This is a genomic window from Sphingomonas sp. DC5200-1, assembly GCF_049897245.1.
GTDB lineage: Bacteria > Pseudomonadota > Alphaproteobacteria > Sphingomonadales > Sphingomonadaceae > Sphingomonas > Sphingomonas aquatilis.
Genome location: NZ_JAFCVW010000003.1, coordinates 370565 through 383957, shown reverse-complemented (window position 1 = coordinate 383957; position 13393 = coordinate 370565). Strand labels below are relative to the sequence as shown.

At 67.5% G+C, this 13393-nt stretch carries 12 protein-coding genes; 3 read left to right on the top strand and 9 right to left on the bottom strand.

Annotation, left to right across the window (positions count from 1 at the left end):
* Positions 1–78: 78 nt before the first annotated feature.
* The 4 genes from argF to parE form a co-directional block, all read right to left on the bottom strand.
* The gene (gene argF / locus ACP7A3_RS08000; protein WP_147035744.1) at positions 79–996 is read right to left on the bottom strand and encodes an ornithine carbamoyltransferase; all 918 of its coding nucleotides are present in this window, start codon (positions 994–996) and stop codon (positions 79–81) included.
* A 149-nt stretch (positions 997–1145) separates the two neighbouring features.
* Positions 1146–2342 (bottom strand): aspartate aminotransferase family protein, encoded by a 1197-nt coding sequence (locus ACP7A3_RS07995; RefSeq protein WP_426256184.1) that lies wholly within the window; start codon positions 2340–2342, stop codon positions 1146–1148.
* 111 nt (positions 2343–2453) lie between these two features.
* Positions 2454–3590: a hypothetical protein gene (locus ACP7A3_RS07990; protein WP_426256185.1), complete on the bottom strand. Its 1137-nt coding sequence runs from the start codon at positions 3588–3590 to the stop codon at positions 2454–2456.
* 70 nt (positions 3591–3660) lie between these two features.
* Positions 3661–5643: a DNA topoisomerase IV subunit B gene (gene parE / locus ACP7A3_RS07985; RefSeq protein ID WP_294313446.1), complete on the bottom strand. Its 1983-nt coding sequence runs from the start codon at positions 5641–5643 to the stop codon at positions 3661–3663.
* A 181-nt stretch (positions 5644–5824) separates the two neighbouring features.
* Between parE and ACP7A3_RS07980 the strand changes: the two genes are divergently transcribed.
* Positions 5825–6658 (top strand): outer membrane protein, encoded by an 834-nt coding sequence (locus ACP7A3_RS07980; RefSeq protein WP_063687629.1) that lies wholly within the window; start codon positions 5825–5827, stop codon positions 6656–6658.
* Between the two features lie 559 nt (positions 6659–7217).
* Here ACP7A3_RS07980 and ACP7A3_RS07975 read toward each other — a convergent pair.
* Positions 7218–7922: a GcrA family cell cycle regulator gene (locus ACP7A3_RS07975; RefSeq protein WP_331360608.1), complete on the bottom strand. Its 705-nt coding sequence runs from the start codon at positions 7920–7922 to the stop codon at positions 7218–7220.
* A 66-nt stretch (positions 7923–7988) separates the two neighbouring features.
* Between ACP7A3_RS07975 and ACP7A3_RS07970 the strand changes: the two genes are divergently transcribed.
* Complete coding sequence (locus ACP7A3_RS07970; RefSeq protein ID WP_017977603.1) at positions 7989–8843, top strand: ABC transporter permease; 855 nt, start codon at positions 7989–7991, stop codon at positions 8841–8843.
* Positions 8801–10147 carry a serine hydrolase gene (locus tag ACP7A3_RS07965; RefSeq protein WP_426256186.1) on the top strand — a complete coding sequence of 449 codons (1347 nt, stop codon included), beginning with the start codon at positions 8801–8803 and terminating at the stop codon, positions 10145–10147. Before ACP7A3_RS07970 ends, ACP7A3_RS07965 begins: the two co-directional genes overlap by 43 nt.
* Here the strand turns inward: ACP7A3_RS07965 and ACP7A3_RS07960 are convergent.
* The 4 genes from ACP7A3_RS07960 to ACP7A3_RS07945 form a co-directional block, all read right to left on the bottom strand.
* Complete coding sequence (locus ACP7A3_RS07960; protein ID WP_426256187.1) at positions 10125–10640, bottom strand: GNAT family N-acetyltransferase; 516 nt, start codon at positions 10638–10640, stop codon at positions 10125–10127. The two genes, ACP7A3_RS07965 and ACP7A3_RS07960, sit on opposite strands and share 23 nt — an antisense overlap.
* Complete coding sequence (locus ACP7A3_RS07955) at positions 10637–11425, bottom strand: LysR family transcriptional regulator (RefSeq protein ID WP_426256188.1); 789 nt, start codon at positions 11423–11425, stop codon at positions 10637–10639. The genes ACP7A3_RS07960 and ACP7A3_RS07955 overlap by 4 nt, the downstream gene beginning before the upstream one ends.
* 175 nt (positions 11426–11600) lie before the next feature.
* Positions 11601–11999, bottom strand: coding sequence for a Co2+/Mg2+ efflux protein ApaG (apaG, locus tag ACP7A3_RS07950; protein ID WP_043059851.1), 399 nt, complete (start codon positions 11997–11999; stop codon positions 11601–11603).
* Positions 12000–12006: 7 nt separating this feature from the next.
* Complete coding sequence (locus ACP7A3_RS07945; RefSeq protein WP_043059852.1) at positions 12007–13212, bottom strand: trans-sulfuration enzyme family protein; 1206 nt, start codon at positions 13210–13212, stop codon at positions 12007–12009.
* Between the last annotated feature and the right edge of the window lie 181 nt (positions 13213–13393).

Sequence of the window (13393 nt, the reverse complement as noted above, 5' to 3'; positions counted from 1 at the left end):
GGCACATCGTGCGCCTCGGGAGCCGTTTTGTCGAGGTGCGGGGCGGCACGGCGCGCGGCGGAACCGCCCCCGGAGACCTCAGCCGATCTGCCCGAACACCCAGCGCAGCACCGCCTTTTGCGCGTGCAGCCGGTTTTCCGCCTCGCGCCAGATCAGCGACTGCGGCCCGTCGATCACCGCATCGACCACTTCCTCGCCGCGGTGCGCGGGCAGGCAGTGGAGGAAGCGCGCGTCGGGCTTGGCGCGCGCCATCAGCGCCTCGTCGACCTGGAACGGCATCATCGCGGCGAGCTTCGTGTCGGCATGCGCCTGGCCCATCGAGATCCAGGTATCGGTGACGATCACGTCCGCGCCCTCGACCGCCTCGGCCGCCGTGCCGACGACGCGTGCGCGGCCCTTGCCCAGCGCGACGTCCGCTTCGCTGGGCTGATAGCCCTGCGGACAGGCCGCGACGACGTCGAACTGCATCAGCCCCGCCGCCTCCATGATCGAGGCAAGCACGTTGTTGCCATCGCCCAGCCACGCCACCTTCAACCCGGGCAGCGCCTTGCCGTCCTCCAGGATCGTCTGCAGGTCGGCCATGATCTGGCACGGGTGCGACGCGTCGGTCAGGCCGTTGATCACCGGCACGCTGGCATGGCGCGCCATATCCTCGACCTTGGCATGATCGTCGGTGCGGATCATGATCGCGTCGACATAGCCCGACAGCACGCGCGCCGTATCCGCGATGCTCTCACCGCGGCCGAGCTGCATGCTGCCGGCATCCATTACGATCGACGTGCCCCCCAGCTGGCGGATCGCCATGTCGAAGCTGACCCGGGTACGCGTCGAATTCTTTTCGAAGATCATCGCCAGCACATGACCGGCGAGCGGTGCGTCGGCATCGACGCGCCCCTTCGGCCAGCCGGCCCGCGCCGCCTTGCGGCTCATCGCATCGTCGAGCATCGCGGCGACGCCATCGGCGCCGGCATCGGTGAGATTCAGGAAATGACGCATGTGAAAAGTCCTCCCTCGCGCAGCGGGGGAGGGGGACCGCGGCCGTCAGGCCGTGGTGGAGGGGGCGCTTCCCCAGACGCAGCCCCCGCCGTCCTCCCCCTCCGTCACCGCATGCGCGGTGCCACCTCCCCCTGACGGGGGAGGAATCATCAATCGTCGCTCGCCGGTGCGAACACGCGCGCCGCCGCGCTCAGCTTGTCGATGCACTCGGCGACATGCGCATCCTCGATCACCAGCGGCGGCAGCATGCGCACGACATTCTCGCCCGCCGCAACCAGCAGCAGGTTGTGATTGTCGCGGGCATGCGCGACGAACTCGCGCGGCTCCACCCCAGCTTTCAGCTTCAGGCCGAGCATCAGCCCCTTGCCCCGCACACCCTCGAACACATGATCGTAATTGGGGATCATCTGCTCCAGCGCGCCGCGTAGCCGCTCGCCCATCACCGTGACGTTTTCGAGGAAACCGTCCTCCAGCATCACGTCGAGCACCGCCTGCCCCGCCGCCATGGCGAGCGGATTGCCGCCATAGGTCGACCCGTGCGTGCCGATCACCATGCCCTTCGCCGCCTCTTCGGTGGCGAGGCACGCGCCGAGCGGGAAGCCGCCGCCGATACCCTTGGCGACCGACATGATATCGGGCTCGATGCCGTAATGCTCATAGGCCCACATCTTACCGGTACGGCCATAGCCGCACTGTACCTCGTCCAGGATCAGCAGCAGGCCGTGTTCGTCGCACGCCTTGCGCAGGCCCTGGATGAATTCGGGCGTGCTCACCGACACGCCGCCCTCGCCCTGAATCGTTTCGACCATGAAGCCGGCGGTGTTCTCGTCGACCAGCGCGAGCGCCGCCTCCAGGTCGTTGAACGGCGCATAGGCGAAGCCCGGCAGCAGCGGCTCGAAGCCATCACGCATCTTGGGCTGATTGGTCGCCGAAATCGCCCCCATCGTCCGCCCGTGGAAGGCGTTGTTGAAGGTGATGATCGTGTGCCGCTGCGGATTGCCGTTGGCAAAGTGATAGCGCCGCGCGGTCTTGATCGCGCACTCGACGGCCTCGGTGCCCGAATTGGTGAAGAACACCGTATCGGCAAAGCTGTGCGCGACGATCCGCTCCGCCAGCGCCTCGCCCTGGGGGCTGCCGTAAAGGTTGCTGACATGCATCAGCGTCGCCGCCTGCTCGGCGATCGCCTTCACCAGATGCGGGTGGCCATGCCCCAGCGCATTGACCGCGATCCCCGCCGCCATATCCAGATAGCGATCGCCATTTTCGGAGATCAGATAGCACCCCTCCCCTCGAACCGGACGCACCCCGCACCGTGGGTAAACGGGCATGAGCGGCGTAATGGTCACGGAAGGTCTCCTCTTCTCTTCAACGAGAAAGGGCGGCCTGTGGTGGCCGCCCTTGTCAGTCATACGAGGAGCCAGCCCGGCGGGTCAACCACGCCAGCGGCCTTCGCAGGATCACGATCGATACAAAGGCGTCATGTCCATCGTATCAATTTCTCCTATCCGCGCGCGCACCGGCATGTGCGTACCGATCGTCGACTGCACCACATGAACCAACGAATAGCGCTCGACACGATAAAGGCCCCGCGTCCCGACGGAGCCTTGCAACGGCGCGTATCGCCGGCCGCTAACGGCCTTCAACTTTTCGCCGAGCCACGAACCCGGCCGGGCTTGCGACTGACGAACGACGGCAAGATCGGCAACTGACCCGTCTGGCCGCACCCAGAAACCCACGTCGGCCCACTCGGGCACGCCTTCACGCGCCATTCCACCCGCGAGTTGCTGGTCGTCTGGAAGTACTTGAAGTTTCGGCTCGTCGAGCAGGATCGCAGCGTTGCCGTCGGCCGGTTGGGCAGCCGAATAGATGGCAGCCCGATCTTGAGGCTTCGCCGCCAGCGCGGCCAGTTTGGTACGGAGCAGCGACAATCCGCTGCGCATCTCGACGAATTCGGGCTCAGTCCGGTGCGTAATACGATCAGCCCATTCCTGCGCGGAATTGCGATACACCGGGTCAAGGCTGGCAAGGGTCGCATAGAGAACCGCGCCGTCGAACAGCGCCTGAGCCTCAACCGCATATTGCCCACGCTGACGGGCCTTGTCGGCCACATCGTTGTAGATTTGCGTCGCTCCGATGATCCGACCCTCGCGGGCGAGCTGGCTGGCGCTGAACAGGCGCTGGCTTAGAATGGTGGGGTCACCCGAGGGGAGGCCTGCACGCAGTGCGTCAGTGGCATCCACGGCTGAAAGACGCGCAGAGTCGCGCCAACCATCGAGCGTCGACAAGCGATTCAGCGCGCGATGAAGATCGGACACTTGCATGGGATAGGTCTTGTCGAATGCCGCGTTGCGATGACGCGCCGTGAGCAACGTCTGCCGTGCTGCAGGGTAATCGCCGTCCAACATCTGTCGCGTTGCATAGACCAATGACGCCTTGATCTCCTTGTCTGGCGTACAGCGGTCCGCAATGCACGCCTCGAGAATACGCTTGGCCTCCGCAGTCGTCTTACCACTGACGATAATGTCGGGATCCGGCGCGGGCGTCGGAACGGATGGCATCTGTGCAATCTGAAGAAGGACAGCGACTGCAATCATGGCGTGTCTCCCTATCTCGTACCGAAGACAACGCTATCCTTGCCGTTAGGTGTCGTCCAGCAAAGATATTTCACGCATCGATCGCCTCTTCGTCCATCCGCGCCGCATTTTCCTGAATGAACGCAAAGCGGTGTGCCGGGTTGTTGCCCATCAACCGGTCGACCAAGTCCTTCACCCCTGCGCGTTCTTCATACTCCTGCGGCAGCGTCACGCGGATCAGGCTGCGCGTGTTGGGGTCCATCGTCGTTTCGCGCAGCTGGCCGGGGTTCATTTCGCCGAGACCTTTGAAGCGCGCGACATCGACCTTCTTGCCCCTGAACGCGGTGCGCTCCAGCTCGGCGCGATGGGCGTCATCCCGGGCATACAAAGACTTGGCGCCGACGGTCAGGCGATAGAGCGGCGGCTGCGCGAGATACAAATGCCCACGTCGCACAAGATCCGGCATTTCCTGAAAGAAGAACGTCATCAACAGCGTCGCGATATGCGCCCCGTCGACGTCGGCGTCGGTCATGATGACGATGCGTTCGTAGCGCAGCTGGCTGGCGTCGCAGTCCTTGCGCGTGCCGCAGCCAAGCGCCTGGATCAGATCGGCGATTTCCTGGTTCGCGACGATCTTCGCACTCGTCGCGCTGGCAACGTTCAGGATCTTGCCGCGGATCGGCAGGATCGCCTGCGTCTTGCGATCACGCGCCTGTTTGGCCGAGCCGCCGGCCGAGTCGCCTTCGACGATGAACAGCTCGGTGCCTTCCGGCGAGTCGGCGGCGCAGTCGGTCAGTTTGCCGGGCAGGCGCAATTTGCGTGCGCTGGTCGCGGTCTTGCGCTTGACCTCGCGCTCCGCCTTGCGGCGCAGGCGCTCGTCCATCCGGTCGAGGACATAGCCGAGCAGCGCCTTGCCCCGCTCCATATTGTGGCCGAGCCAATGGTCGAAATGGTCGCGCACCGCCTTTTCGACGAGGCCGGCCGCCTCCGGCGACGTCAGCCGATCCTTCGTCTGGCTCTGGAATTGCGGATCGCGGATGAAGACGCTGAGCATCAGCTCGCTGCCGACCATCACGTCGTCGGCGGTGATATCCTTGGCCTTCTTCTGGTTCACCAGCTCGCCGAATGCGCGCAAACCCCGGACCAGCGCCTGGCGCAGGCCCTGTTCGTGCGTGCCGCCGTCGGGCGTCGGGATCGTGTTGCAATACCAGCTGTAGCTGCCGTCGCTCCACAGCGGCCAGGCGACCGCCCATTCGACGCGCCCCGCCTCGCCTGGAAAGTCCTGCCGCCCCGCAAAGAAATCGGCCGTCGCGCATTCGCGACCGCCGATCTGTTCGCGCAGATGATCGGCGAGACCGCCCGGGAATTGGAACACCGCCTCGGCCGGCGTATCGCTGCCCTCGACCAGTTCGGGCGCGCAATGCCAGCGGATTTCGACGCCCGCGAACAGATACGCCTTGGAGCGGACGAGCTGGTGCAGCCGCTTGGGCTTGAAGCCGAGCTCGGGCCCGAAAATCTCGACATCCGGCGTGAACGCGACCGAGGTGCCGCGGCGATTGGGCGCTGCACCGACATGTTCCAGCGGCCCCAGCGTCTGCCCGCGGCTGAAGCGCTGGCGGTACAGCTGGCGGTCACGCGCCACCTCGACCACCGTGTCGCTCGACAGCGCGTTGACCACCGAGACGCCGACACCGTGCAGGCCGCCGCTGGTCGCATAGGCCTTGCCGGCGAACTTGCCGCCCGAATGCAGCGTCGACAGGATCACCTCCAGCGCGCTCTTGTCGGGAAACTTGGGATGCGGGTCGACGGGAATGCCGCGACCATTGTCGACGATCGTCAGCCGATTGCCGGGCTCCAGCGTCACCTCGATCCGCGTCGCATGGCCCGCGACCGCCTCGTCCATCGCATTGTCGAGCACTTCGGCGGCGAGGTGGTGCAACGCACGTTCGTCCGTACCGCCGACATACATGCCGGGGCGGCGGCGAACCGGCTCCAGCCCCTCGAGCACCTCGATCGACGAAGCGTCATAGCTGTTGGCGGGGGTAGCGGACGAAGCGAACAAATCCTGGGCCATCAGGCGGAACCATAAGGGAACATCGCAGGCGATGCCAGTATTGCGCGAGCGACGCATGTTGCTCGAATATTTCTAAGCTGATGCACAAAAGCCACACTACCGCGATTTGGTTGATCTGACGCATATTTTCCGTCGGAGCGGACGTTCCTTGCCCGACTGTCACGTCTGTCGGGAGAAACATATGCGTTCTATTCTGGTCGCCGGCGCGCTTGCCGCGGCATCCTTCACCACCGCCGCGCAGGCGCAGGAGATGACCGACGATACGCCATTCAGCGGCATCTATATCGGTGCTGCCGGCGGCTATGACGTCCAGCCGAACGACGTCGGCTCGCGCATCCTGTTCGATCGCGGGTCGAACGGCAGCTTCGGCGATACGGTGTCGACCGCGGCGGGCGCCAACGCCTTCTCGCCCGGCTTCTGCAACGGCCGCGCGCGCGGTGCGACGCCCACGCCCGGCGGCTGTGCCAACGATCGCGACGGCTGGTCCTACTACGGGCGGATCGGCATGGACTCGCAGCGCGGCAATATCGTGATCGGTGCGGTCGGCGAATTCGGCAAGAGCGAGATCACCGACAGCGTCAGCGCCTTTTCGACGACGCCCGCCAATTACGTCATGACCCGCAAGCTGGATTGGGAAGCGAGCATTCGCGGCCGCGTCGGCTACGCACCGGGCACGACGCTGTTCTACGGCACGTTCGGACCGGGCTATGCGCGGATCGATCGCGAATTCACGACGACCAACACCGCCAATGCCTTCAGCCAGTTCGGCAAGCGCAACCAGTGGGGCATCGTCGGCGGCGGTGGTATCGAACAGAAGCTCGGCAAGAACTTCTCGATCGGCATGGAATACACCTATCACCAGTATCGCGACGACGATGCGCGCGTGCGGGTGACGCAAGGTGCCGCGCCGACGACGAACCCGTTCGTGCTGGGCGGGACAACGACGGACTTTCGCCGCTCGGACACGCAGTTCCGCTGGCATTCGCTGCGCGCAACGGCAGCGTTCCGCTTCTAACGCGCAGGGCGGCCTGAGCCATGCCACGCATGGCTCAAGACTCGCCCATGCCCAGCCAGCGTGCCGCGCCAGCGGAGACGACTGACGACGCGGCTTCGCCGCGGCGCGGGCTGAACGGGTGGCATGCAGCCTCACCACCGCGAGGGTGGCGTGCTTGGAAACGCCCCCTCCACCGCCCGCTGCGCGGGCGGTCCCCCTCCCCCGCTGACGCGAGGGAGGACTTTGCCGCGGTACTCCCCACTAGGGCGCATTGGGTTGAACCGCCCCGGCCCTCCGGCCTTTGATCCACCTGTCCAGAGCCGTCACTTCGGCGCAGGCTGGGCCTTTCGCGTTTCCTGGCGCACGACCTCCCGAACGATACCAATTCGCTGGGAAGACGGCAAATCCAACGCAGCTTCGTCCGACGCTCAAGCGCGCAGGCAAAGAAAAAGGCCGCATCCCCGAGCGGGTAGCGGCCTTTTCTCTACCGAGCCCGTCATGGGCGAAGCCCATGACGTCGGACGCGGCTTTTGGCCGCGCCGGCCGGGCGGCCCTTTGGCCGCGTCGCTGAGGCTTGGCCTCAGCGGACGCGCGGGCCGCCGAACGGCATCGGCGGGGGCGGGCGGCGATCACGGCGCGGCAGCTGCGCCTGATAGGCATGGCCGCAATGTTCGACGCAATAAGGGAAACCGGGGTTCACCTTCTCGCCGCAGAAGTGGAAATCCGGTTCGCCCGGATGGCCCAGCGGCCACTTGCAGATGCGGTCGTTGAGGTCGAGCAGCGTCGTCTTGCCCGCGATCTCGGGCGAAGGCTTGGCCGGCACCAGCCGGCGCGGCGGCGCGGGCGTGGCAGGGGGCTGCTGCTCGCCGGGCGACTGGCGCACGAAGCCGCCGGGGCCGACCGACCGAAGGATCGGCTGCGGCTCGCGACGCGGCGCGGCGACGACGGCATCGGTGTCGTCGTCATCCTCGTCTTCGTCGTCGCGCACATCCGCGGCGGCGACCACCGGCTCGGGCGCCGGCGTCGGCTTCGGCGCGGGTGGCGGCGGAGCGGGCGGCGCCGCGACGACGGGTTCGGGCTCGGGCGCGGCTGCCACCGGTGCAGGGGCCGCAACGGGCTCGTTCGGCTTCACCGGCGACGGGCGCGACTGCAACCCCAGGCGATGCGCCTTGCCGATCACGGCGTTGCGGCTGACGCCACCCAGCGCCTCGGCGATCTGGCTGGCGGTCTGGCCCGCTTCCCACATCGTCTTGAGCGTGTCGATCCGCTCGTCGGTCCAGGACATTCGTACTTCCCTATATTCTCACAGCCGGGTTGCGGGCGGCTGCGCAGGCGATTACCCGCTTCGCTCATGAGCAGCCAGCCCCCAATCGGCGAAATCCAATCGGCGATCCGGTCCGCACCCGGCGTGCCGGTGATCCGGAACGTGAATTGGGGCGGCCTGAAGACCCTCTATGTGAAGGAGGTGCGCCGGTTCTTCAAGGTGCAGCTCCAGACGGTGTGGGCGCCGGCGATCACGACCCTGCTGTTCCTGATCGTCTTTACCATTGCGACCGGCGCGAAAAGTCCGGTCCAGGTCGGCGGCACCATTGTCCCCTTCGCCGATTTCATCGCGCCCGGCCTCATCATCAGCCAGGGCATGATGGGCCCCGCCTTCGCCAATGCCAGCTTTTCGCTGCTAGTCGGCAAGATCCAGGGGACGATCGTCGATTATTTGCAACCGCCACTATCGACCGCGGAGCTGCTCGCGGCGCTCGTCGGCGGTGCGATGACGCGCGCGTTCCTCGTCGGCTTTATCTGCTGGTGCGCGATGGCGCTGTATCCGGGCGTCCATGTGACGCCGGCGCACCCGCTCGCCATCCTGTGGTTCGGCTTCCTCGGCGCGGCCTTCCTGTCGTTCCTTGGCGTGCTGACCTCGATCTGGGCGGAGAAGTTCGATCATGCCGCCGCAGTCACCAATTTCGTGATCGCGCCGCTGTCGCTGCTGTCGGGCACCTTCTACTCGGTCGATCGCCTGGCCCCCGCGTTCCGCGCGTTCAGCCATGCCAACCCCTTCTTCTATATCATTTCGGGCTTCCGATACGGCTTCCTCGGCACCGCCGATTCGCCCATCATGGTCGGCAGCATCGCGATATTGGCGGTGGACGTCGTGCTGGGGGTGACATGCTACGTGCTCTTGCGAAAAGGCTGGAAGCTCAAAAACTGATCGCCGCGCTGGCGCTGGGCTGCCTCGCGCCCATCACGGCGAGCGCCCAGACGCCGCCGCCCGCCGTGGCCCCCGTCGCGCGCCCCGTCGCGGCTGATGCCGATCCGGCAGTGCGCGCGCAGGCGGAGGCGCTGCTGCCCGTGCTGAACGGCGGTCCGGGATACGACACATTGTTCGCCCCCGCCTTTCGTCAGGCCGTACCACTGGGCCAGTGGCAGGCGCTCACCGCGCAATTGCGCGACTCGCTGGGGGCCCCGCAGCGGATCGCGACGCTGACCCCGAAAGGTCGCTATGCCGCGCAACTGGTGGTCGGCTACGAACGCGGCACCGCGACGATGCTGATCGCGATCGATCCCGCCGCGCCCCACGCGATCACGGGGCTGCGCATTACGGGCACGGCCCGCAGTGACGACAGCGCCGCGACGATCGAAAGGGACCTGTCGGCGCTGCCCGGCACGACACGGCTCGGCATCTACGCACTGGACGGCGCGACGCCGACGCCCGTGCTGGCGATCCGCGACGCCCAGCCCGCCCCGCTCGGCTCCGCGTTCAAATTGTGGGTGCTCGCCGAAACCGCGCGGCAGGTTGCGACGGGCAAGCATCGCTGGGACGAGGTCGTGCCGGTCGCCGCGCCGTCCCTCCCCTCCGGCATCCTGCAAGCCTGGCCTGCGGCGACGCCGGTAACGCTCCAGACGCTCGCGACGTTGATGATCTCGATCAGTGATAACACCGCCGCCGACACGTTGATCGGCGTGCTGGGCCGCAATGAGGTCGACGCCATGGCCGCGCGCTTCGGCGCCACCGGCCCGGTGCTGACGACGCGCGAGGCCTTCGCGATCAAGGCCGATCCTACGCGCATCGCCGCATGGAAGGGCGCCGACGCCGCCGACCGCCGCGCCCTCCTCGCCGCGCAGGCCTCCGCGATGGCGACCCAACGCATCGACCCGCTGATGTTCTCTTCGGGTCCGATCGCCAACGATAGCGTCGAGTGGTTCGCCAGCCCGAAGGACATGGCGCGCCTGCTCGCGCACCTGCGCGATGCGGGGCCGGTGGTACGCGCCATCATGCGCATCAACCCAGGCATCGATCCCGCCACAGCGGCGCGCTTCCGCTATGTCGGGTTCAAGGGCGGATCGGAGCCGGGGGTGATCACGCTCAACCTGCTGGCACAGGCACGGGACGGGCGCTGGTATGCGGTGGTCGGCGACTGGCACCGCCCGGACGCAGGCGTCGACGATGCCGCCTTCGTCGCGTTGGTGTCGCGCGCGCTGGCGCTGGTCGCTACGCCCGCCACTCGTCCCTGAGCAGGCCGTAGATCAGCGTATCGCGCACGCCGATATGCGTCTCCCACTCGGCACGCAGGCGCCCCTCCAATGCGAAACCCAGCCGCTCGACGAGGCCGATCGACGGCGTATTGTCGGGGTCGATATCGGCAAACACCCGCCGCTGCCCTTCGGCGAACAGGTGCGTCAGCAGCGCGGTCATTGCCTCGCGCGCGACACCCTGTCCCCATGTGGCGCGGTCGAACAGATAGCCGATCTCCGACACGCCAGTCCGGTGCTGGCCTGCCGCTACGAAGCCGATCGCCCGATCGTCATCGCGCCACGTCACCGCCCAGGCCCGCCAGTCGGGATGTGCCTCGGCAAAATGGGCGCGCAAATCCCTGACCTGCGTGAATGGCGGATGGGACCACCAGCGCATCGCCTCGGCATCTGCCATGGTCGGGAACAACGCCTCGGCATCGTCCGTCACGCGCGGCCTGAGCGTCAGCCGCGCGCTATGCAGCGTCGGCGTCACGCCGTCAGCGCGTCGACCAGCGCCTTCACCTTCGCCTGCCGCCACTGCGGCAGCGGTGCGACCAGCCAATAGCCCATACGCGACGGTTGCGCCTCGCCGATCGTCACCAATTGCCCCGCCGCGATCGCCCGCGCCGCCAGCAGTTCGGGCACCGTCGCACGCCCCAGTCCCGCCACCGCCGCATCGATCGCCAGCCCTGCATCGGCGACCTTCACCAACGCGGCACCGTCGCCGCCCGGCGCGCCCGGCCAGCCGATCGCCGTATCCCCGCCGCCCGGCGCCGCCACCGTCACCATGCCCTCCGACTCGAGCGCCTCGCCCTCATGCTCGCCCGGCCCCTCGCCCCAGCGGATCGCCAGGTCGAGGTTCGCCTCGGTGAAATCGCCGGTGTCGTCGGCAGCGAGCAGCACGAAGCGCAGCTCCGCATCCGCCTGCGCCACCTCGGCAAGGCGCGGCATCAGCCATTTCTCGGTCAGGTCGCGCGGCGCGGCGATGGTCAGCGACTTGGACGATTGCCCCGCCTGCATCGCGCGCACCGCTTCCTCGAACTGCAGGAAGCCGTCACGCAGCGCCGGCAGCCCCGCCTCCGCCTCCGGCGTTAGCTCCAGTCCGCGCGTCGTGCGGCGGAACAGCACGACGCCCAGCGTATCCTCCAGCGCACGGATCTGCTGGCCGACGGCAGCCGGCGTCACCGCCAGCTCGTCCGCCGCGCGCGTGAAGCTCAGGTGCCGCGCCGCCGCATCCAGCACGCGCAGGCCGTTGAGGGGAAGGTGGGTGCGCTTCATCGGGCCGCCCTCACCCTTCCCACGCCGCTGCGCGTCGCGGGCCCCTTCCCTCTCCCGACGGGCGCATCGGGTGCGCAGCGCCCCGCGCTGCGCAGGACATGCCGGGGGCATGTCCGACCCGATGCGGGAGGGAGCGCCGAAGGCGCGGAAGGGTGAGGGTCATGATCTCCACCCCTCACGTCTCGACCGCCGGCGCCAGCAGCGCGAACCTGGGGATCGACGCGTCGAACGCCTGCCCGGCCTCGTCGATCAGCCGGTAACTCCCCTGCATCGCGCCGCTCGGCGTTTGCAGCGGGCAACCCGACACGTAGTCGAAGCTTCCCCCCGGCGCGATCACCGGCTGTTCGCCGACGACGCCCTCGCCCTCCACCGAATGGCGCGCGCCGCGGCCGTCGGTGATGATCCAGTGGCGCGTCAGCAGCTGGATCGTGCGGTCCGACTCATTCTCGATCCGGATGTGATAGGCCCAGAACCAACGCCCGCGCTGCGGCTCCGACTGTTCGGGCAGATAGCTGACCGCGACGCGCACGGTCACGCCATCGGTGGTCGCGGCATGGGGGAACAACTGCTTCATGCGCGCCCTACAGCCCGACCGCGCGCAACGCCTGGTCGAGGTCGTCGATCAGGTCCTGCGGGTCTTCGAGGCCGACGTTCAGCCGCAGCATGCCCTCCGTCACGCCCATCTCGGCACGCGTCTCCGCCGACACGCCGGCGTGCGTGGTCGAGGCCGGGTGCGTCATCAGCGAGCGCGAATCGCCGATGTTGTTGGAGATGTCGATCAGCGCCAGCGCGTCGAGCAGCCCGTGCGCCTGGGTGCGATCGGCGACCTCGAACGCGAAAATCGGGCCGGTCGCGCGCATCTGGCTCATCGCGAGCGCGTGCTGCGGATGGCTCGGCAGGCCCGGGTGCAGGATCTTCGGCACGCGGGCTTCCAGGAAGCGGCCAACGGTCAGCGCGCTCTCTGCCTGGCGCGTGATGCGCAGGTCCAGCGTCTCCAGCCCCTTCAACACCACCCAGGCGTTGAACGCCGACAGCGTCGGGCCGGTGTTGCGCGTGAAGGGCAGCAGCGTGTTGGTGATGAAATCCTCGGTCCCGCACACCGCGCCGGCGAGCACGCGGCCCTGCCCGTCCATCATCTTGGTCGCGGAATAGGCGGTGACGTCCGCACCCATGTCCATCGGCCGCTGCAACGCGGGCGTGGCGAAGGCATTGTCGACCACCGTCGTGATGCCGCGCTCGCGGGCGATCGCGCAGACGGCGCGGATGTCGACCACGTCCATCGTCGGATTGGCCGGGGTTTCGAAGAAGAACACCTTCGTCTCGGGCCGCACCGCGTCGAGGAATTGCTGCGGATCGCGCGCGTCGACGATGGTGGTCTGGATGCCGAACTTGGGCAGCAACGTATCGGTCAGCCAGCGGCACGATCCGAACGCCGCGCGCCCGCCGACCAGATGATCGCCCGCCTGCAATTGGCACAGCAGCACCGCGGTCATCGCCGCCATGCCCGATGCCATCGTCCGGCACGCCTCGGCACCCTCCAGCAGCGCGATCCGCTGTTCCAGCATCTCGACCGTCGGGTTCTGCAGACGGGAATAGGTCATCCCCTCCTGCTCGCCCGCGAACCGCGCCGCGGCGTCACCCGCCTTGTCGTACGTATAGCCAGAGGTGAGGAACAGCGCCTCGCTCGTCTCGCCATATTCGCTGCGGGCCGTGCCGCCACGGACGGCCAGCGTCGCGGGGCGCCAGTTGGCGGTGATCGAACGGTCCTGACCTGCCTTGCGCTTCATGCCGCCCGCTTTGCCGGACACGGACGGGGGGTGCAAGGGCAGGGTACGGTTGCGCGAGACGGCCGCCCCGCCCACCCCGTCACGCCGGAACGAGTCCGGGGTCCACCGGGCCACAAGGGGACAACCGGGGCCGCTAGGCCATATCGACATTCACCGTCGTGATGGATTTCCCGACGAGCGG

Bases quoted from the DNA above. Each gene is read 5' to 3' on its own strand.
- ACP7A3_RS07965 (WP_426256186.1), top strand. From the start codon at position 8,801: ATGCTACGTGCTCTTGCGAAAAGGCTGGAAGCTCAAAAACTGATCGCC.
- apaG (WP_043059851.1), bottom strand. From the start codon at position 11,999: ATGAAGCAGTTGTTCCCCCATGCCGCGACCACCGATGGCGTGACCGTG.
- ACP7A3_RS07990 (WP_426256185.1), bottom strand. From the start codon at position 3,590: ATGATTGCAGTCGCTGTCCTTCTTCAGATTGCACAGATGCCATCCGTT.
- ACP7A3_RS07975 (WP_331360608.1), bottom strand. From the start codon at position 7,922: ATGTCCTGGACCGACGAGCGGATCGACACGCTCAAGACGATGTGGGAA.
- ACP7A3_RS07955 (WP_426256188.1), bottom strand. From the start codon at position 11,425: ATGAAGCGCACCCACCTTCCCCTCAACGGCCTGCGCGTGCTGGATGCG.
- parE (WP_294313446.1), bottom strand. From the start codon at position 5,643: ATGGCCCAGGATTTGTTCGCTTCGTCCGCTACCCCCGCCAACAGCTAT.
- ACP7A3_RS07980 (WP_063687629.1), top strand. From the start codon at position 5,825: ATGCGTTCTATTCTGGTCGCCGGCGCGCTTGCCGCGGCATCCTTCACC.
- argF (WP_147035744.1), bottom strand. From the start codon at position 996: ATGCGTCATTTCCTGAATCTCACCGATGCCGGCGCCGATGGCGTCGCC.
- ACP7A3_RS07970 (WP_017977603.1), top strand. From the start codon at position 7,989: ATGAGCAGCCAGCCCCCAATCGGCGAAATCCAATCGGCGATCCGGTCC.
- ACP7A3_RS07945 (WP_043059852.1), bottom strand. From the start codon at position 13,212: ATGAAGCGCAAGGCAGGTCAGGACCGTTCGATCACCGCCAACTGGCGC.